This window comes from Mycobacterium sp. E1214, from assembly GCF_001666755.1.
GTDB lineage: Bacteria > Actinomycetota > Actinomycetes > Mycobacteriales > Mycobacteriaceae > Mycobacterium.
In genome coordinates, this window is sequence record NZ_LZJC01000049.1 from 29,642 (window position 1) to 48,617 (window position 18,976).

22 protein-coding genes are annotated in these 18,976 nt (G+C 69.7%); 14 read left to right on the top strand and 8 right to left on the bottom strand.

The features are described 5' to 3' along the window. Nucleotides 1-15 precede the first annotated feature (15 nt). Complete coding sequence (locus A5700_RS05890) at nt 16-516, top strand: DUF1990 family protein (RefSeq protein WP_068069675.1); 501 nt, start codon at nt 16-18, stop codon at nt 514-516. Here A5700_RS05890 and A5700_RS05895 read toward each other — a convergent pair. The 4 genes from A5700_RS05895 to A5700_RS05910 are packed head-to-tail and all read right to left on the bottom strand — an operon-like array spanning nt 498 to nt 2,930. Next, nucleotides 498-1,451, bottom strand: coding sequence for a nitronate monooxygenase family protein (locus A5700_RS05895; protein ID WP_068069678.1), 954 nt, complete (start codon nt 1,449-1,451; stop codon nt 498-500). The two genes, A5700_RS05890 and A5700_RS05895, sit on opposite strands and share 19 nt — an antisense overlap. 3 nt (nt 1,452-1,454) lie before the next feature. Next, nucleotides 1,455-1,799 carry a cupin domain-containing protein gene (locus tag A5700_RS05900; RefSeq protein WP_068069680.1) on the bottom strand — a complete coding sequence of 115 codons (345 nt, stop codon included), beginning with the start codon at nt 1,797-1,799 and terminating at the stop codon, nt 1,455-1,457. A gap of 28 nt (nt 1,800-1,827) precedes the next feature. Further along, nucleotides 1,828-2,253, bottom strand: a complete 426-nt coding sequence (locus A5700_RS05905) for a hypothetical protein (protein WP_068069682.1) — start codon at nt 2,251-2,253, stop codon at nt 1,828-1,830. Next, entirely contained in the window at nt 2,250-2,930 is a 681-nt protein-coding gene (locus tag A5700_RS05910; protein WP_068069684.1) for a metalloregulator ArsR/SmtB family transcription factor, read from the bottom strand. The genes A5700_RS05905 and A5700_RS05910 overlap by 4 nt, the downstream gene beginning before the upstream one ends. Before the next feature lie 333 nt (nt 2,931-3,263). Between A5700_RS05910 and A5700_RS05915 the strand changes: the two genes are divergently transcribed. The 7 genes from A5700_RS05915 (at nt 3,264) to A5700_RS05945 (ending at nt 8,417) form a co-directional block, all read left to right on the top strand. Further along, a complete protein-coding gene (locus A5700_RS05915; protein WP_197502818.1) occupies nt 3,264-3,476 on the top strand; it encodes a hypothetical protein in 213 nt (70 codons plus the stop codon). 110 nt (nt 3,477-3,586) lie between these two features. Then, nucleotides 3,587-3,886: a hypothetical protein gene (locus A5700_RS05920; protein ID WP_068069688.1), complete on the top strand. Its 300-nt coding sequence runs from the start codon at nt 3,587-3,589 to the stop codon at nt 3,884-3,886. A gap of 128 nt (nt 3,887-4,014) precedes the next feature. Continuing rightward, a complete protein-coding gene (locus A5700_RS05925) occupies nt 4,015-4,662 on the top strand; it encodes a TetR/AcrR family transcriptional regulator (RefSeq protein ID WP_068204535.1) in 648 nt (215 codons plus the stop codon). Between the two features lie 286 nt (nt 4,663-4,948). Continuing rightward, complete coding sequence (locus tag A5700_RS05930) at nt 4,949-5,758, top strand: SGNH/GDSL hydrolase family protein (protein ID WP_082960464.1); 810 nt, start codon at nt 4,949-4,951, stop codon at nt 5,756-5,758. A gap of 36 nt (nt 5,759-5,794) precedes the next feature. Then, nucleotides 5,795-6,466, top strand: a complete 672-nt coding sequence (locus A5700_RS05935; protein WP_068069692.1) for a DedA family protein — start codon at nt 5,795-5,797, stop codon at nt 6,464-6,466. A 392-nt stretch (nt 6,467-6,858) separates the two neighbouring features. Next, nucleotides 6,859-7,293: an anti-sigma factor antagonist gene (locus A5700_RS05940; RefSeq protein ID WP_068069694.1), complete on the top strand. Its 435-nt coding sequence runs from the start codon at nt 6,859-6,861 to the stop codon at nt 7,291-7,293. Between the two features lie 35 nt (nt 7,294-7,328). Further along, on the top strand, nt 7,329-8,417 hold the full coding sequence (locus tag A5700_RS05945) for a glutamate--cysteine ligase (protein ID WP_068069696.1): 1,089 nt from the start codon (nt 7,329-7,331) through the stop codon (nt 8,415-8,417). Here A5700_RS05945 and A5700_RS05950 read toward each other — a convergent pair whose 3' ends face one another. From A5700_RS05950 to A5700_RS05960, 3 genes are all read right to left on the bottom strand, one after another. After that, complete coding sequence (locus A5700_RS05950; RefSeq protein WP_369828232.1) at nt 8,418-9,188, bottom strand: sulfite exporter TauE/SafE family protein; 771 nt, start codon at nt 9,186-9,188, stop codon at nt 8,418-8,420. It abuts the gene before it with no gap. 74 nt (nt 9,189-9,262) lie between these two features. Continuing rightward, nucleotides 9,263-10,204: a catalase family peroxidase gene (locus A5700_RS05955; protein WP_068069701.1), complete on the bottom strand. Its 942-nt coding sequence runs from the start codon at nt 10,202-10,204 to the stop codon at nt 9,263-9,265. Between the two features lie 9 nt (nt 10,205-10,213). Next, nucleotides 10,214-11,005, bottom strand: a complete 792-nt coding sequence (locus A5700_RS05960) for an SDR family NAD(P)-dependent oxidoreductase (protein WP_068069715.1) — start codon at nt 11,003-11,005, stop codon at nt 10,214-10,216. Between the two features lie 164 nt (nt 11,006-11,169). On the opposite strand from A5700_RS05960, the gene A5700_RS05965 reads away from it, so the two are divergent. Both A5700_RS05965 and A5700_RS05970 read left to right on the top strand, forming a co-directional pair. After that, the gene (locus tag A5700_RS05965) at nt 11,170-12,729 is read left to right on the top strand and encodes a long-chain-fatty-acid--CoA ligase (RefSeq protein WP_068069703.1); all 1,560 of its coding nucleotides are present in this window, start codon (nt 11,170-11,172) and stop codon (nt 12,727-12,729) included. Then, a complete protein-coding gene (locus A5700_RS05970) occupies nt 12,726-13,514 on the top strand; it encodes an MBL fold metallo-hydrolase (RefSeq protein ID WP_068069705.1) in 789 nt (262 codons plus the stop codon). Before A5700_RS05965 ends, A5700_RS05970 begins: the two co-directional genes overlap by 4 nt. Here the strand turns inward: A5700_RS05970 and A5700_RS05975 are convergent. Next, nucleotides 13,509-14,342, bottom strand: a complete 834-nt coding sequence (locus A5700_RS05975) for an enoyl-CoA hydratase/isomerase family protein (RefSeq protein ID WP_068069707.1) — start codon at nt 14,340-14,342, stop codon at nt 13,509-13,511. The two genes, A5700_RS05970 and A5700_RS05975, sit on opposite strands and share 6 nt — an antisense overlap. A gap of 171 nt (nt 14,343-14,513) precedes the next feature. Here A5700_RS05975 and A5700_RS05980 point away from each other — a divergent pair, with 171 nt between their 5' ends. The 4 genes from A5700_RS05980 to A5700_RS05995 form a co-directional block, all read left to right on the top strand. Then, nucleotides 14,514-15,383 carry a formylglycine-generating enzyme family protein gene (locus A5700_RS05980; RefSeq protein WP_068069709.1) on the top strand — a complete coding sequence of 290 codons (870 nt, stop codon included), beginning with the start codon at nt 14,514-14,516 and terminating at the stop codon, nt 15,381-15,383. 224 nt (nt 15,384-15,607) lie between these two features. Continuing rightward, nucleotides 15,608-16,312, top strand: coding sequence for a GntR family transcriptional regulator (locus A5700_RS05985; protein WP_082960465.1), 705 nt, complete (start codon nt 15,608-15,610; stop codon nt 16,310-16,312). A 60-nt stretch (nt 16,313-16,372) separates the two neighbouring features. After that, nucleotides 16,373-17,725, top strand: a complete 1,353-nt coding sequence (locus tag A5700_RS05990) for an arylsulfatase (RefSeq protein ID WP_068069710.1) — start codon at nt 16,373-16,375, stop codon at nt 17,723-17,725. 12 nt (nt 17,726-17,737) lie between these two features. Next, a partial coding sequence (locus tag A5700_RS05995; RefSeq protein WP_231973775.1) for an ATP-binding protein occupies nt 17,738-18,976 on the top strand: 1,239 nt, incomplete at its 3' end.

Below are 18,976 nucleotides of genomic sequence, written 5' to 3' on the forward strand. Positions count from 1 at the left end.
TGGCAAGCTGATCGGGTGGATCTGGCAGCGCTTGAAGAACTTCCGTTGACCTACGCCGAGGTGGGCGCGACCGCGTCGGGCGACCGGCCCGCCGGCTACGGTCACCTGCACGTACAGGCCCAGATCGGCACCGGCCGCGCACGTTTCGAGCGGGCCGCCGACGCGGTGCTGCACTGGGGCATGCAGCGCGGCGCCGGGCTGCGGGTGCAGGCGAGCTCGGACGTGGTGGCGGTGGATGCCGTGGTGGTGGTGCGGATGGGCTTTTTGCCCGCCCCCTGCCGCGTGGTGTACGTCGTCGACGAGCCCGACATCCGCGGGTTCGGCTATGGCACGCTGCCCGGCCACCCGGAGTCCGGCGAGGAACGCTTCGTCGTGCGCTACGAGCCGGACACGTCGGCGGTGTTCGCGGAGGTGTCGTCGTTCTCGCGGCCCGCGGCGTGGTGGAGCAAGGCGGGCGGCCCGCTGGTGTCGCTGGCCCAGCGCGTCATCGCCAAGCGCTACTTGCGCGCGGTCTGACCCCAACGGCTCAGCAATTGCTCGGCGCCCGAACACATTTCGTCGATCACCTCGGCGACCGACGCGTCGTCGCGGATCATGCCCACCCCCTGGCCGGCGTCCACGGGGGCCACCCGACGATCGTCGGCGGCGATCGAGGCCGCCAGTTCCTCGCGGGCCTGCGCGTCCAAGGTGTCCTCGTGGCCCGTCCAGCGCTCGACGAAGTCGTTGGTCAACACCCGTGACGGAAAATGGGCGGGCCACGGCCGGTCCTGCGCGACGTCGAAGGCCCGGGTGACCGTGGTGTCAGTGGCGCGCGCCGCGATCAGCGCGCGGCGGCTGGCGTCCCCGGAGAGCGCCTCCGGGCAGGCGGCCAGGCGGGTTCCCACCCACGCCCCGCTCGCCCCGGCCGCGAGCACCGCGGCCAGGCTGCGCGCCGAGGCGATGCCGCCACCGGCGAGCACGGGCACCGTCACGGCGTCGAGCACGGCGTCCAGCAGTGGCAGCGTGGCCAGCCTGGTCTCGCCGTGACCGCCGCCCTCGGCGCCCCGGGCGACCAGGATGTCGACGCCGGCGTCGACGGCCCGGCGCGCCCCACTGCCGTCGTAAACCTGTGTGACGGTGGGGATTCCGGCGTCGTGCGCCTTGCCCACCCAGGACCAGTCCGTGCCGAAGCTCACCGACAGCAGCGCCGGCCTGGCGGCCAGGGCGTCCTCCAGCAGGCCCGCCTCGTTGCGCATCACCCAGTCGACCAGGCCGATGCCGAAGGTGCCCCGCACGTGTCGCAGCTGGGTCCGCAGCAGTTCCCTGGTGGCGACGCTACCCATGCCGACCATGCCCAGGCCGCCGGCCGCGGTGACCGCGGCGGCCAGGCGTCCACCGGCGACCCCGCCCATCGGGGCGTTGAGAATCGGCGCGCGCAGCCCGAACGCGCGTGACCAGTCGGTGCCGAGCATCGCCTAGTGCGCCTGCGGGAGAGTTTTGAGCACGGTCAGCAGGATCACCGAGTCCTCGACCGCGTGCAGGGCGTGCCGGGCGGTGGGGAGGGCGACGTAATCCCCCGTTCTGCCGTCCCAGGCGTCGGCGCCGGCGGTCACCCGGACGTGACCGGACAGCACCTGCAGGGTCGCCTCGCCGGGGCTGTCGTGTTCGGACAGGTTGTGGCCGCCGAGCAGGGCGAGCACGGTCTGCCGCAGTTCGTGGGTGTGGCCGCCGTGGATGGTGTGCGCTGCGCGGCCGCTGTGCGCTTGCCGGGCCTCGGCGAGCTTCTCGGCGGCGAGCGCGGTGAGCGAGACGGATTCCATGGCGCAGTCCTTTGCGATCGGCGGCCGGTCAGCCGGCCATTAGCAGTATCCCCGCCGCCACAAGCGCGACGACTTTGACCGCCTCCAGGCCGATGTAGGCGTAGTGGGCGCGCGAGCGCGGCCTGTCGCGGCCGGCGAGCACCGCGTCCGAGCGGCGCGTCAGCCGCGGCCGCACCGCCACCAACTGGACGGCCAGCGCGGCGGCGGCGGCGCCGACCGCCACGACCGCGCCCGTCGGGGTGGGGCCGGCCGCCGCGATCGCGCCGACGACGAGCGCGAAGACCACCTCGACGGCGTTGAGCGCGCGGAAGACCAGCCGCCCGATGCCGAGCCCGATCTGCAGCGTCACGCCCGGCGCCCGGAACTTCAGCGGCGCCTCCAGGAACGAGATGGCCAGCACCATGCCGAGCCAGACGAACGTCAGCGCCGCGGCGATGGCCGGTCCGCGGGTCACCGGGCCGGCTGCAGCAGGGTCAGGTGGGCCAGGCACAGGTCGGGTTCCGCGAACGGCTCGAGTGCGTCCACCAACAGCGGCGCTCCCATGCTCTCGACGGTGCCCTGCATGAGGCCGAGGTGCACGGGGCAGATGACGCTGGTGCGGTTCTCGGCCAGCTCGAGGAACGGGCAGTGCCGCAGGCCGAGCTGATGTCCGCCCTCGCCGATGCGGTGCTCGGGGGCGAAGCCGAGGTCGTCGAGGACGTCGATGAGGTGCTCGATGGCCTCGTCGGCGGTGGCCGGGGCATCGGGCGACGACGGCAACGCCACCTCCGTCTTGCGCGCCCAGGCCCGGCCCGCGGCGCGGGCCTTGGCGCCCGGGTCCGGTTCGGCCGCGAAGGCCGCGGCCAGGACCTCGGCAAGCAGCCGGTAGTGGCGTGTCCCGCCGCGATCCATCTGCCGCACGGCGCGGAACATCAACGGCGGGCGACCGGGCCCCTTGCGTTCCAACTCGACGTGCTCGACCTGGCCGTCCGCGACCAGGCTTTCCAGGTGAAAGCGCACGGTGTTGGGGTGCACATCGAGTACCTCGGCGATCGCGATGATGCTCATCGGGGCCGACGACCCGCGCAGCACGCGCAATACCTTGCGGCGGCGGCCGACGGACTCCCCGGTGGACGGGTCGTGGGCACTCACGGGACTTCACGCTCCTCGGTCGTCACGCTCCCTCACGTGAGGCGGCACTCGGCTGAGCGGCCCGGCAGCGTTATCTCCAGAGTGCCTCATGGCCCGGCCGCGGTGCGCGCGTGGCGGGCATGTTCGGACCGGCCGCCACCGCCGGCGACACCGGCCGCGCGGACTGCGAATCGCGATCGTGGACAGCACCTTTGAACTGCGGCAACGACTTTGGCTCCGTTCCGCAATCCGTGCGTTACGAGATAGTGACGTCCGCAGACGTAACTTGGCTGCGGTGAGTTGCGGGGTGAACAAAGGAGCTTGACGGCCATGGGTGTTAACCCACCGTTGTTGATGACCGATTCGGACCTGGACGCGTTGGCTGAGGAGTTTCTGGACTCGCACTACCTCGGTGCGACCTACGCCGACTGGTCCCCGGATCGACGGTTGGACACGTTCCTGCGCCGCCGGGGGCTCGCCCGGGTGGCCGACAACGGGGACCTGTCGCACACCGTGTTGGAACGCATCATGGCCCAGTCGGGCCGCGCCTCGTTGACGCGGCGTTAATTGGCTCGGCGATTCAACTGCGAAATTAGGTTGGCGAGTGCGATGATGAAACAGCTTGTCGAGCTGGGGCGGTGGTCACGCACATCGCTGTGGCTGATGGGGAGGCGACCATGAATTCGCTTAAGTGGCGGCAACATTGGGTAGCGCGTAGGCCGATGACGACCACGATCTATCAACTGACCGACCGGTTGCGCAACGACCACATCGCGCTGGTGCCCGCGCACCAGATCACGGCGACGGTGTCGGCGTGGCTGGCCGAGTTGGGCGTCGACAGCCCGCTGGTCGACGAGCTGGAACGGGCGGTGTGCGCCGGCGACTGGGCCGCGGCGCACGCCCTGGGCGAGTGCCTGTCGATCGAGATCGTTGCGGCCGACCGGGAGCTGACCCCCACCGGCGACGCGGACACCTGACGCATATCGGCGCCCGCCGTCGAATTCGGGAGGGGCGCGCAGCAAAACGCTGCTCTTAATCAGCAATATCGCTGGTTTTCATCGATCGTTTCGGTGTCGTAAATCGACGTGCCCATACAGTAACGGGCGTGTCCGACGTGCCGACACAGACCAGATATGCGCACGCCTCGCGGGCCAGGCGGTCCTCGGCGCACGCCGGTGACGACCGGGAGCAGGCCATTCTGGCGACCGCCGAGCGACTGCTGCAGGAACGGCCACTGGCGGATTTCTCCGTCGACGACCTAGCAAAGGGCGCGGGCATTTCGCGGCCCACCTTCTATTTTTATTTCCGTTCCAAGAACGCGGTGCTGCTGTCGCTGCTCGACCAGATGAACACCAAGGCGCAGACGGCGCTGCGGTCGTGGGGCGCCATCCCGGCCGACGACCCCGCGGCCGCCTGGCGCGCCCGCATCGAGTCGTTTTTCGAGGTGTCGGGCGCGCACCGCGCGGTCGCGGTCGCCGGCGCGTCGGCCACGGCGACCAACCCCGAGGTACGCCAGCTGTGGGCGGCCCTGATGCAGAAGTGGACCTACCACACCACCGTGGCGATCAAGGCCGAGCGCGGCCGCGGCGTGGCTCCCGCGACGGTACCGGCGGAGGACCTGTCGGTGGCGCTGAACATGCTGAGCGAGCGGGTGATGGCCGCAACCTTCACCGGCGAGGAGCAGGCGATTCCCGAGGACCGGGTGATCGACGCGCTGCTGCACGTCTGGCTGGCCAGCATTTATCAGCGCTGAGCCGTAATGGCTTGCGGCGCCGAACTTTACACGGCGCGGACCAGGGCGGTGACGGCCGACCGTGATGCCCACCCCGAGGGCCCGCGACACCAAGCGCGAGGCGCGCACGACCCCGCCTCGGGTTGGCCGGGCAGCAGGCGCTGCCCCCGCTGCCGGGCCGATCAGGTGCCCGAGAGCTGTGAAGTGCACAACTGCCGGGGTTCCCGCGTGCTCAACGACGCTGATCGACGGCCGCGGGGCGTTGTGTGCCATCACTGGGGCCGCCGAACCTACTATTGTCGGCTTCGTGCACGGCGCTATTCACGCTGGATATCACCGTTACGTCGCCATCGGTGACAGCCAGACCGAGGGCCTGTGGGACGGCGACGACACCGTCGGCCTGCTCGGGTTCGCCGACCGTCTCGCGGTGATGGTCGACTCGCTCTACCCGGGGCTGCAGTACGCCAACCTCGCGATTCGCGGCAAACGGATCGGCCACGTCCTCACCGAGCAGGTGCCGCCGGCGCTGGCGATGCAGCCGGACCTCATCACCGTCTGCGCGGGCATGAACGACGTCATCCAGCCGGGGCGGTCGTTCGGCCCCGCCCTGGCGGACCTGGAACGCGTCTACGCCGCGTTGGCCCAATCCGGCGCCACGGTGGTGACGACCACCTTCCCCAACGTCGCGCAGTTCCTCCCGCTCGGCCGACTGGTGTCCGGGCGCCTGACCCGGATCAACGCGGCGATCCGGGGAGCCGCCGAGCGCTACGGGTTCGCCCTGGTCGACCTGTACAACGCGCCCTCGATGCGCGAGCTGGACACCTGGGCCATCGACCGGGTGCACGCGTCCACCAAGGGGCACATGCTGTTCGCGGCGGCGGCCGCGGAAGCCCTCAATCTGCCTGAGAGCAACCATGATTGGGCTCAGCCGGGCCTCCGACCCACCCAGCGTTCCTTGGCGGCAGGCACCTACGAGCAGCTGCGCTGGACGCAGGCGAGTTTCTTCCCCTGGATCTGGCGCCGGTTGCGCGGGTTGTCGTCGTACGACGGGCGCGCACCGAAACGACCGCGCCTGGAAGACCTGCGCGCGCCCAGCGAATTCCGACGCAGCCTTTAGGCCGCGGATCGGGTCGCGGTCAGGCATCCTTGACGCATGGACGTGGAGGCCTTGCTGCACTCGATCCCGCCCCTTGCGGTCTACCTGGTGGTCGGCGGTGTGGTGGGGGTGGAGAGCCTGGGCATCCCGCTGCCGGGCGAGATCGTGCTGGTGACGGCGGCGCTGATGTCGTCGCATCACGACCTGGCCGTCAACCCGGTCGGCGTCGGCGCCGCGGCCGTGCTGGGCGCGGTGATCGGGGACTCGATCGGTTATTCGGTGGGGCGCCGCTTCGGTATGCCGCTGTTCGACCGGCTCGGCCGGCGATTCCCCCGCCACTTCGGCCCCGGGCACGTCGCGCTGGCCGAGAAACTGTTCAGCCGGTGGGGTTCGCGCGCCGTCTTCTTCGGCCGCTTCATCGCGCTGCTGCGGATCTTCGCCGGGCCGCTGGCGGGGGCTTTGAAGATGCACTACCCGCGGTTCCTCACGGCGAACGTCTCGGGCGCCGTCTGCTGGGCGGGCGGCACCACGGCGCTGGTGTACTTCGCCGGCATGGCCGCCGAGCGCTGGCTGGAGCGGTTCTCCTGGATCGGGCTGCTGATCGCCGTGGTACTCGGGGGCACGGCGGCGATCCTGTTGCGCGAGCGCACCTCCCGGATGGTCGCCGAACTGGAGGCCGAACACCACCGCAAGGCCGCCGCGCCGGACGCGGTGTCGGAGAGCGGCTAGCCGAGCGATCGCGGAAAACCCGCACCGCTTTTTTGCTCAGGCGGCGGCCAGAATTATTTTGCTAAACGGGCGAATATCGCGGGCGAAAGACCATATTGCGTCGCGGAAAGACACAGCCCACGACGCGCCGGCCCGTCGCCTCCACGACGGTGTTGCCGCGCCGACCCGCCTCCCGTTCGCCGAGGTCAGGGGCCGTCAGCCGCCGGTGACCGGCGGGTGTCGCACGCTGGGATATTCACACGGCAAGACTTACAAAACTCTTAGGTCGAACGTATGGACAGACGACCCCGGCGCGTTATAGAAAAGAGATTCGCACTCGCGAAATAGTCTGTCTTCAGACAATAGGACGGGCATCCATCGCGGCGGTTCGGACGCCGATTAGGGAGTCCACCATGAGTTCAATTATTGCCGAACCCCTAGGCCCTCGCGTCTCGCTGAGCAGCAAGCTGGTCTACGAACTGGGCGACCCCCACAGCACCCTGCGCGCCACCACCGACCGCCGCGGCCCGGCGGTGCTGATTTACGCCGGCGGCGAGGTCGACGCCTGCAACGAGGAGACCTGGCGGCACCTGGTGAGCGAGGCGGCCGCCGTGGTCGCCGCGCCCGGACCCCTGGTGGTGGACGTCAGCGGCCTGGACTTCATGGGTTGCTGCGCGTTCGCCGTCCTCGCCGAGCAGGCGAAGCGTTGCCGGGAGCGCGGCGTCGAATTGCGGCTGGTGAGCCTCGACCAGTTCGTCGCGCGAGTCGTCGACGCATGCGGCCTGGGCCGCACACTGCCGGTTTATCCGACGGTCGATTCCGCGCTCGCCGCGGCCGCGCGCTGGTAATCGGGTGACGTTCTGCGAGTTGATCTTTCGACCGCATGAGTGACCTTCCGACGATCGGCGCAGAAGAAGAGTTCCTGGTTGTCGATCCCGACAGCGGCGAACCCGTTCCGCGCAACGCCGACGTGGCCGCGCAGGCCGAGCGCCGCGGCGTCGAGCTGCAGCGCGAACTGAGCAGCTGCCAGGTGGAGACCACTTCCAGCGTGGTCGCGACCGCCTCGGAACTGCGCGAGGAGTTGACGCGGTTGCGCCGCACCGCGGCGCAGGCAGCCGAGGCGGCGGGGGTGAGGCTGCTGGCCTCCGGGTTGCCGCCGGTGACGCCGCGGGAATTCCCGGTCACCGACACCCCGCGCTATCAGCGCATCGGCGCCGAATTCGGGATGGTCGCCCACGAGCAGGGCATCTGCGGATGCCACGTTCATGTGCAGGTTCCCGACCGCCCGGCCGCCATCCACGTGAGCAACTGGCTGCGGCCGTGGCTCCCATATTTGCTTGCACTCAGCGCCAATTCGCCGCTGTACCGCAACGCCGACAGCGGATTTGCGAGCTGGCGCAGCATTTTATGGCGACGCTGGCCGGCCGCGGGTCCGCCGCCCTACTTCGCCTCGCCGGACGAGTACGACCGCGCGGTCGCCATGCTGGTCGACGCGCGGGTGATCCTGGACAAGGGCATGGTCTATTGGGACGTGCGCCCGTCGGCCGACTTCCCCACCGTCGAGGTCCGGGTGGCCGATGTGCCGGCAACCGTCGACGAGACGGTCCTGCTCGCCACCCTGATCCGGGCGCTGGTGATGACGGCCCTGCAGGCCCGCGACGACGACGCGGCCCGGTTGCCGCCGGGCGCGCTGCGGGCCGCCTACTGGAAGGCGGCGCACGACGGATTGGCCGGCGATGCGCTGGATCTCATCCACGGCCGGGGTGCCGTGCCGGCGCGGCAGCAGTTGGACGTGCTGGTGCAACGGGTGCGTCCAGCGCTCGAGGCGCTCGGCGAGTATGACCACGTCGTCGACGCGCTGGACCGCGTCGCGGCCCGCGGCAACGGGGCGATGCGCCAGTTGCGGGCCTGGCGCAAACGGGGCGACGTCGCCGACGTCGTCGCCGAGGTGGCGGCCGCGACGCTGAGCTGATCAGGCCACTGAGAGCAAACGGTACAACCCGATCAGCCCCACCACCACGATGGTCGCGCGCAGCGCATTGCCCGACAACCGTCGGCCGTAGCGCGCCCCGATCAGCCCGCCGACCAACGATCCCGCCGCGATCAGCCCGGCGACGGGCCAGTTGATCCGGTGGAACGCGACCAGCGTATAGGCTACGGCGGCAACCACATTCACGACGAGCGCCAGCAGGTTCTTGGCCGCGTTGGTGCGCTGCACGGATTCGGGCAGCAGCGCGGCCATGACACCGACCAGCAAAATCCCCTGCCCGGCGGTGAAGTAGCCGCCGTAGACGCCGACGGCGAAGGTGCCGAAAGCCAGTAGGGCCATCCGGCCCCGGCTGACGTGCTCGGGTGAGCGGCCCGCCACCTCGGCGCGCCGAACCGTCCACGCCTGGATCCGCGGCCCCAGCACCACCAGCACCAGGGCCAGCACCATGAGCGCGGGGACGACGTCGACGAACACCTTCTCGGGCAGGTGCAGCAGCAGGTACGCGCCCACGACGGCGCCGAGCAACGACGCCGGGAGTTGCCACCGCAGCCGCCGCCACTGCCCGCTCAGCTCCGCGCGGTAGCCCCAGGTGCCGGACACGCTGCCGGCGACCAGACCGGTCGCGTTCGACATGGTGGCCGTCACCGGCGGGTAGCCCAGCGCCACCAGCGTCGGGAAGGTGATGAGGGTGCCGGAGCCGACCAGCGCGTTGATGGCGCCGGCACCGAGTCCGGCCAGGCAGATCAGCAACATATGCAGAGGCGCCACAGGAGAAAAACCCTACCCTGCGGCCGATTTCGATCGAGTCGCCTCCCGTGAGACCGTGGTCACACAGGCGGCGCTTCGGCGCCGCGGTCCACCCCGGTGCGCAGCTTCACCGATGCGGAGTACGCGAGCGAGCGAAACCGCAGCACGGGATCGTCGGAGGGTTCGATGCCGTCGGTCACCCGCATCGGGTCGAACACCACGATGTCGTTGCCGCGCTCGCGTTCGGTGTCGCGTCCGATGATCTCCAGCGTGCCGACGGTGACCAGCTGGCTGCTCTGCCAGGCGGCCGACGGGTCGACCGTCGAATCGCCGGGGCCGGCGATCTGCACCCGGTACTCGAAGCGCACCGGCCCGGTGGCCAGCCGCTCGTCCAGCTCCTCGGTGAGGAAGTCCGCGTCCTCGCGTCGCGCCGCGTCGTCGGGCGGCCGGGCGGCGGTGGGGGCCGGAACCAGGTGGTAGCGAACGAACCTCGCGCTGCCGTCGGCGGCCACCCAGCGGTAGGCGTGCAGGCCGTGGTACTCGACGGTCGCATAACTCGCCGGCACCCGGTTGGCCTCGCGCACCACCGGCAACGCGCCGAGCGTGCGCGGGTGGGTGAGGAAATACTTGGCCAGCCGCAGCGGTGTCGTGACGCCGGGTCGCATGGCCTTGAGCAGGTCGACGAATCCGTCGGGCGTGCTGGAGACGAACAGTTTGGCGGTCTGCGTCGACACGTCGGTGGTCTTGCCGTCGGGCAAGCGGAACTTCACGGCCATGCCGCGCACGCCGGGCGCCCCGTCGCGCTGTTTGGGATTGCCCGAACCGTTGGAGAAGCGGACCAGCGCCGGCACCGGCGAGCCGTCCAGATGCGTTGCCCGGGCGAGCATCCGGGCGTCACGGGTCGCGGTGAACGTGCCGCGGTACAGGGTGCCCTTGGCGTGCAGCGCCCGCGATCCCGGCTGCGCTCCCCCGGTGCCCCGGATGGCCTCGATCGCGTCGTCGGGCGTCAGTTGCGCGTTCATGGCCGAATCCTAGTTGCGGGGGAACCCGAAGAGCGCTACCACGCCATGATCGCGCCCGGCGGTGTAACCCCCGTCGACCGCGATGGCCTGCCCGGTGACGAAGGAGGCGTCGGTCGACAGCAGGAACGCGGCCATGGCCGCGACCTCCTCCGGCCGGCCCAACCGCTGCAGGGCGTGCTCTTCGGTGATGGAGATCAGTGGGCCCTCCATCCCGGGGAGCCGCAGGACGCTGTCGGCCAGCGGCGTCTCGATAAAGCCGGGACAGACGACGTTGGCCCGGATGCCGCTCGGCCCGTAGTCGAGCGCGATGTTCTTGGTGAGCAGCACGACACCGCCCTTGGCCGCGTTGTAGGAGCTGCCGCCCGCCGTGCCCTCGAGCCCTTCGACGCTGGCGACCATCACCAGCGAACCGCGCTCACCGTCCACCCGCGGCTGCTCGATCATCCGGGCCAGCGCCGCCTTGGCCACTAGGAACGTCCCGGTGAGGTTGACCCCGACGACCCGGTCCCATTCGGTGCGGTCGAGCAGATGCACGGGGCCGCCGCCGGCCACACCGGCCGCATGGAAGACCCCGTCGAGGCGGGCCGGGACGGCGGCGAACACGGCGGCCACCGCGTCCTCGTCGGTCACGTCGGCCGCCACGAACCGAAAGCCGGGACCCAAATCCGGCGGGTCGGCCACGTCGGCGCCCACGACCGCGCCGCCCTCGGCCAGCAGCCGCCGCGCGGTCGCCAGGCCGATGCCGGATGCGGCGCCGGTGACGACGAAGGTGCGGGAACGGGCGCGATCGGGAGTCACCATGTCCACCCTCCGTCGGGTCAGCTGGCAGGTAAGTCCATCCGGGTAAGTCGACCGGATAGATCGTCGACCGGATAGATCATGGTGGCACGCCACCCCGCCGGGGGTGGCCGTAGCATGCGCGTAACGCACCACGATGGGCGAAGCGACCCGATTCGGAGGGGTTCATGCCACCAGCCGACGTCACGGCACACACGACGGAAACGCTCGCCGGGTTCGTCGACCGACACGCGCAGCAGCGGCCCGACGCGGTCGCCATCCGGTTCGGCGAGACGCAATGGTCCTGGACGCAGTGGAGCTCGCGGATCCGGCGGGTCGCGGGGATGTTGCGCGCGGCGGGCATCGAGCGCGGCGACTGCGTCGCGTTCCTCGACAAGAATCACCCCGCCTGCCTCGAGGTGCTGTTCGCGGCGGCGTCGATCGGCGCGGTGACCACCATCGTCAACTGGCGCATCGCGGGCGAGGAGATGGTGCACGTGCTCGCCGACAGCGCTGCGCGGGCGCTCATTGTCGGCGCCGAGCTGCACCCGGCCGCCGCGGTGGCCGCCGACCGGGTGCCGGGCCTGCAGCGGATCATCGAAGTCGGCGACGAGTACGAGACATTGCTCGCCGCCACGGATCCCGCCGAGAGCGACCCGGACGTTGACGAAAACCACACGGCGCTGGTCATTTATAGCTCCGGTACCACCGGGCGGCCCAAGGGTGTGCTGCTGAGCCAGCGAGCGTTGGTCAACCACGCGGCGAACCTCGCGCCGTCTTTCCCCTTCGCCGACGGCGATGCCAACCTGGTGGCCATGCCCCTGTTCCACGTGGGCGGAATCGGCTACGCGCTGTTTGGGATTCGCGCCGGGGTGCCGACGATCATGACCCGCGAGCCGGAGGCCGCCGCCCTGATGGCGGCGCTGGGCGACGGGGCGACGCACGCGTTCTTCGTGCCGCCGGTGATCGCCCGGTTCCTCGACGGCGGCGCCGCGGCAGTGGCCACGGTCGCCCGCCTGCGCTACATCGTGTACGGGGCGGCGCCGATGCCGTTGCCGTTGCTGCACCGGGCGCTCGCCACGTGGCCGGACACCAAATTCGTCCAGGTGTACGGGCAGACCGAACTGTGCGGCGCGGTCACGGCGCTCGGTGACGCCGAGCACCGTGACGTCGAGCGGCCCGAGTTGCAGCTGTCGGCCGGAAAAGCGGTGCTCGGTTGCGAAATTCGGATCGTCGACACCGAGTCCGGTGCCGCGCTGCCGCCGGGTGAGTCGGGCGAGATCTGGGTGCGCAGCAACCAGAACATGAGCGGATACCTCAACCGCCCGGACGCGACGGCCGAGACGGTCACCGCCGACGCCTGGGTGCGCACCGGCGATGTCGGGCGGCTGGACGCCGACGGCTACGTCTTCGTCGAGGACCGGTTGAAGGACATGATCATCACCGGCGGCGAGAACGTGTACGGCCCGGAGGTGGAAAGCGTGCTGACCGAGCATCCGGCGATCGCCGACGCGGCCGTTATCGGGGTGCCCGACGACTTCTGGGGGGAATCCGTCAAGGCGATCGTGGTGGCCAGCGGCGAGGTCGACGCGGACGGTGTCATCGCGTTCTGCCGCGGGCACCTGGCCGGCTACAAGTGCCCGCGCACGGTGGACTTCGTCGAAGCACTGCCGCGCAACGCCAGCGGGAAGATCTTGAAAGCACAGCTGCGCGAACCGTTTTGGCGCGACCGAGGACGGGCGATATGAGCGCCGAGGTCGACGCGCGGCGACGCGACCTCGCGATCGCGGTGCTGGGCGGCCCCACCACCGTCATCGACATCGCCGGCTTGCGGATCGTCATGGACCCCACCTTCGATCCGCCCGGGGACCACGGATACCTGACCAAGCTGCAAGGCCCCGCGGTGGGCGCCGAGGCGCTGGGCTCGGTGGACGCGGTGCTGGTCAGTCACGATCAGCATCCCGACAACTTCGATGACGCGGGACGCCTGATGGCGCTGGCCGCGCCGCTGCTCCTCACCCACCCCGGCGCCGCCGACCGGCTGGGGCCGCCGGCGCTCGGACTGGCGCCCTGGGAGTCCCACCAGCTCACCGATGGCGTTGCGGTGCAGGCCGTTCCGGCGGTCCACGGCCCCGCCGACGGGCAGCGCGACGCCGGCGGCCACGTCAACTGTGAGGTCACGGGTTTCGTGCTGAGCGGCCCGGGCCTGCCCACGGTCTATCTCAGTGGGGACAACGCGTCGATGGCCGCGGTCAAAGACGTCGCCGGGCGTTGCAGCCCCATCGACGTCGCCGTGCTGTTCGCCGGGGCCGCCCGCGTGCCGGCCAAGGAGCGCGGCCGCCCGTTGACGTTGACCTCGGCGCGTGCGGCCGCCGCCGCCGAGCTACTGGGCGCGCGCGTGGTGGTCCCCGCACACTTCGACGGCTGGGCGCATTTCAGCGAAGGGCTCGGCGACGTGGTCACGGCGTTCGACCAGGCGGGCATCGGCGACCGATTGCGGGTCGCCGCCCACGGCGACTGGGTGGACCTATAGCCGGCCCTCGGTGCGCAGCGCCGGGTGCACCCAGTCCGGCGAGCGACGCTGCTTGAACGCACGGAATCCTTCCCGCGCTTCCTCATCCGACAGACTGCTAGACATGCCGATGCGGTCGTAGAGGCCCAGGTAATTGTCGATGCTGGACTTGATGACGCCGCGGGCCCGCGGCGCGGTCCGGCAGCATTGCGCCAGAACGACTTTGGCCTCCTCGAGAAGGTCGCCGTGCGGCACCACTCGGGCGATCAGGCCCCAGTCGAGCGCCTCGGCGGCGGTGAGGACGCGCCCGGTGAACATCAGGTCGCGGGTGCGCACCGGCCCGACGACCCGCGTCAGCATCTGGCTGTAGTAGGTGTCGGCGTAGCCGCGGAACAGTTCGGGCACCCGGAACGTCGCCCGCTCGCTGACCACGGAAAGATCGCTGCACAAAGCGATCTGGAAGCCACCACCCTGGCAGAGCCCGTTGACCGCGGAGACGACCGGCTTGGCGGACGTGCGCACCGCGTCGAACGGGGTGACGTCCATGCCCAGCGCGGAGCCGAAGGTGATCCAGTTGTCGTCCGCTCCCCCACCGCCCATGTCACCGCCGGGCGCGAACACGTCCCCGGTGCCGGTGATCAGCAAGCCGGCCAAATCCGGGTCCTCGTTGAGGCGCCCGACCGCACACCGGATCCCGAAGTACATGGCCGGCGTAAGGGCGTTGCGGGCCTCGGGCCGGTCGATGGTGCACACCGCGATCGGGCCGTGGCGTTCGAACCTCAGGTAGGCGGTGCCCAGCCAGTCGCCCTCGGGCGGGCGCGGGGTGGGCGTCGACGGCTGCCGTGTCACGGGGCTCCTCTCGGGCTCGCCGCGGAAAGCGGAGCGCTACTGTGGCTCTTACAGTATTCCTGCGGCCGGGCCGCCCGTCGGCGGGGCGCCGGACGCCCGCAAGGCGCGGTGCGGTGCTCCGGGTCCACCCGTCAGCCGCCGGCCGAGCGCCGGACCGCATAGCCTAGCGGCATGCTCACCGAGTTGATCGACCTTCCCGGCGGCGCCTTCCTCATGGGGTCCAACGCTTTCTACCCCGAGGAATCACCCGTCCACGAAGTGACCGTGCGCCCGTTTTCGATCGAGCGTCATCCGGTGACGAATGCGCAGTTCGCCGAATTCGTCGACCAGACCGGCTACGTCACTGTCGCGGAGAACGCCCTGGATCCACAGGACTTCCCCGGCGTGCCGGCCGAGGACCTCAAACCCGGTGCGCTCGTGTTCACCCCGACCGCGGGACCGGTGGATCTGCGTGCCTGGCGGCAGTGGTGGGCTTGGGTGCCAGGCGCCTGCTGGCGGCAGCCGTTCGGGCCGGGGTCCTCGATCGAGGATCGGCTCGACCACCCGGTGGTCCAGGTGGCCTATCCGGACGCCGCCGCCTACGCGAGCTGGGCGGGACGGCGGCTGCCCGGCGAAGCGCAGTGGGAGTACGCGGCGCGCGCCGGCACCTCGTCGACCTATGCGTGGGGCGACGACGTCGCGCCCGGCGGCGAGCTCATGGCCAACACCTGGCAGGGGAAGTTCCCCTACCGCAATGACGGCGCTCGCGGATGGACGGGTACCTCGCCGGTAGGAACGTTCGCGCCCAACGGGTTTGGCCTGGTCGACATGATCGGCAACGTGTGGGAGTGGACCACGACTCGCTACAGCGCCGGCCACCACCTGGCGGCTAGCTGTTGCCCCACGCCGGCGACCGGTGATCCCGCCGTGCTGCAGACGCTCAAGGGCGGCTCGCACCTGTGTGCACCGGAGTACTGCCACCGGTACCGTCCGGCCGCGCGGTCGTCGCAGTCGCAGGACAGCGCGACCACCCACATCGGGTTCCGCTGCGTCACACCCTGACATGCGGGTGGCGAAACACCACCGCTAACGCCGCGGTATATGGCCTGGCCTACCGCGTAACCCCCGGCCAGGTGGCGTAACATTCCGCTAACCGCCACCCCCGTCATTGGTGGCACAGTGGGCCCATGCCCCGGCGCCCGCACATCCCTCCCAAGGACTTTCCCCGTCCTGTCACACGGGAGTACGCCGGTACCCGGGCAGACGCGGCGCGGTGGGTCCGCGACGTGTTGCGCAGTCAGATCCTCGAAGGCGCCTACGGCGGCTTGGCCGCCGCCCGCCCGGCGCTGCCGTCGGAATCCGCCCTGGCCGCTGAACTGGGAGTGAGCCGCAACGCCATTCGGGAAGCGCTCGAACTGCTGCGGGGCGAAGGCCTGATCACTCGCGTGCAAGGCTCCGGCACGTTCGTCACCGGCGCGAAGTTGCGCCAGCACCTCGACCGGCTGGAAGGTCTCGCGGAATCCCTTGCCGGGCATCAGCTTCCGGTGGACAACAAGGTGTTGTCGGTACGGGAATCCACCGCCACCCCGTTCGTGGCGGCCAAGCTGCAGCTGCCCGAGAACTCCCCCATCCTGTTCATCGAGCGGCTTCGTTCGGTCGGAGGGCTGCCGCTGTCGCTGGACACCACCTCGCTGCGCATCGGGGCCATTCCGATGGACGCCGACCTGGACAAGCAGGACGTGTTCGCGCTCATCGAGCAGGCACTGGGCGAGCGCCTGGGCTGGGCCGAGATCACCGTCGAATCCGTGTTGGCGGACCCCAACACCGCCACACTGCTGCAGATCCGCACCGGTGCGCCGCTGCTGTTGTTGCACCGCCTGACCCATCTACGAGACGGCACACCGTTCGACCTCGAGACGGTGCGCTATCGCGGTGACCGATGCTCGCTGGTCACCACCGCCACGCGTGAGGACGCTTCGCCGCCGCCGTAGTCGGCTGATCCGCACCGCCACAACGATTCACCCCCACACCAAATGAGAGGTGGCACAGTCATGCCCGAACAACCCAACATCGTGTACTTCCACGTCGACAACCTCGGCATGGGAGAGCTCGGCTGCTACGGCGGAGGGATCCTGCGCGGCGCCGACACCGCCCGCGCCGACGCCTTCGCCGCCGAGTCGCTGAAGTTGTCGCACTTCGTCGTCGAGCCACAGTGCACCCCAACCCGGTCGGCCCTGATGACCGGGCGTTATCCCATCCGATCGGGCAACCACACCATAGCGTTGGGCGGAAACGGTGGTGGGATCGTCGCCTGGGAACGCACCATGGGCGACATCCTCTCTGAGAACGGCTACGCCACCGCGTGTTTCGGAAAATGGCACATCGGCGCCGAGGACGGCCGGTGGCCCACCGACCACGGCTTCGACGAGTGGTACGGCCCGGCCCGCACCTACGACGAGTGCCTGTGGCCCGACGACCCGTGGTACGACGGTGAGCGCGACGGCTACTCGTACATGTACGAGGGCACCAAGGCTGACGGGGTCACCGCCACCGACCAGCAGCTCACGGTCAAGCTCAAGGGTGAGATGGACGGCGAATACGACCGTCGCGCCAAGGCGTTCATGAAACGCAGTGTCGAGGCGGGCAAACCGTTCTACCTGTACCACAACCACTCGTTGATGCACTTCCCGATGGAGGTGCGCGAGGAGTTCAAGGGCAAGAGCACCAACGGCGCTTGGGGCGATTCGCTGCTGATGCTCGACCACGACTTCGGCAGCATCCTCGACTATCTGGCCGAGCTGGGCGTCGAGGAGAACACGATCGTGGTGTTCGCCGGCGACAACGGTGCCGAGGACCACCTGGCCGGTCGCGGCACCGCGGGCTTCTTCGACGGTTCCTACTTCAGTTCCGCCGAGGGCGGAATCCGCACCCCGTGCCTGATCCGCTGGCCGGGCAAGGTCAAACCTCGCGAGAGCAACGAGATGGTGCATGTCACCGACATGTTCCCGACGCTGCTGCGCTGGGCCGGCTGCGACGTCCCCGACGACCGCATCATCGACGGCATCGACCAACGCGACTTCTTCACCGGCGCCGACGAATCCAACCGCGAGGGCTGCATGGTGTGGCTGAACGAGGAGCTACACGCGGTGAAGTGGTCACAGTTCAAGATCAACTTCAAGCGCCAGCAGCACTTCCATGACCCGGAGATCCCGCTCGGCTTCGCCCGCATCACCAACCTGTTGGAGGACCCGAAGGAACGCGAGGCGGTCAACCAGACCTGGGTGCGGTGGTGGGTGATGCAACACGCCTACCGGTTCATCCAGGCGTTCGACGAGAGCGTGAAGACCGAGGAGCTGATCCCGGCCGGGGCGCCGCTGGACTTCGTTCCGGCCCGCACCGCCTAGGAGCATTGACCGATGGCCGATGGTGTTACTCCCAACGCTTATGGCGCGCAATCGATCACCATCCTGGAAGGCCTCGACGTCGTCCGCAAGCGGCCTGGGATGTACATCGGGTCCACCGGGGAACGCGGCCTGCACCATCTGATTTGGGAGGTCGTCGACAACGGAGTCGACGAAGCCATGGCCGGCCACGCCCGCCGCGTGGACGTGACGCTGCTGGCCGACGGTGGGGTCGAGGTGACCGACGACGGGCGCGGGATTCCGGTCGCGATGCACGCGACCGGAATCCCCACCGTGGACGTCGTGATGACCCAGCTACACGCCGGAGGCAAGTTCGACGCGGACTCCTACAGCGTCTCCGGCGGCCTTCACGGGGTGGGGGTCTCCGTGGTCAACGCCTTGTCCACCAGGCTCGAGGTGGACATCTGCCGCGACGGTTTCCAGTGGTCGCAGCGCTATGACCGGTCCATCCCGGGCACGTTGACCCGCGGTGCGAGCACGACGCGGACCGGCACGACGGTGCGGTTCTGGGCCGACCCGGACATCTTCGAGACCACGCGGTACAGCGCGGAGACCGTGGCACGCAGACTGCAAGAGATGGCCTTCTTGAACAAGGGGCTGCTGCTGACGCTGACGGATCGACGGTCGCATGCCGCCGACGGCGCACAGCGGCGTTTCCACTACCCCGGCGGCCTGGCCGACTACATCGCCCACATCAACCGCGCCAAATCCCCGATCCAGCCCAGCATCATCGAATTTTCGGGCGGCGAGCCGGGACAGCAGGCCGAGGTCGCGATGCAGTGGAACCAGGGGTACTCGGAGTCGGTGCACACCTTCGCCAACACCATCAACACCCGTGAGGGCGGCACCCACGAAGAGGGCTTCCGCAGCGCGCTGACCTCGGTGGTGAACAAATACGCCAGGGACAAGAAACTGGTGAAAGACAGCGAGGCCAATCTCACCGGGGACGATATCCGGGAGGGCCTGGCGGCGGTGATCTCGGTCAAACTCGCGGAGCCGCAGTTCGAGGGCCAGACCAAAACGCGACTGGGCAACGCAAACGTGCGTTCGTTCGTCCAGAAGATGTGCCATGAGCGGCTTACCCACTGGTTCGAAGCCAATCCGGCCGAAGCGAGGGTGATCGTCGCCAAGACCGCGTCCTCGGCCCGAGCCCGCGTCGCGGCGCGTAAGGCGCGGGAGTTGGTGCGGCGCAAGAGCGCGACCGACCTCGGTGGGCTGCCCGGCAAGCTGGCC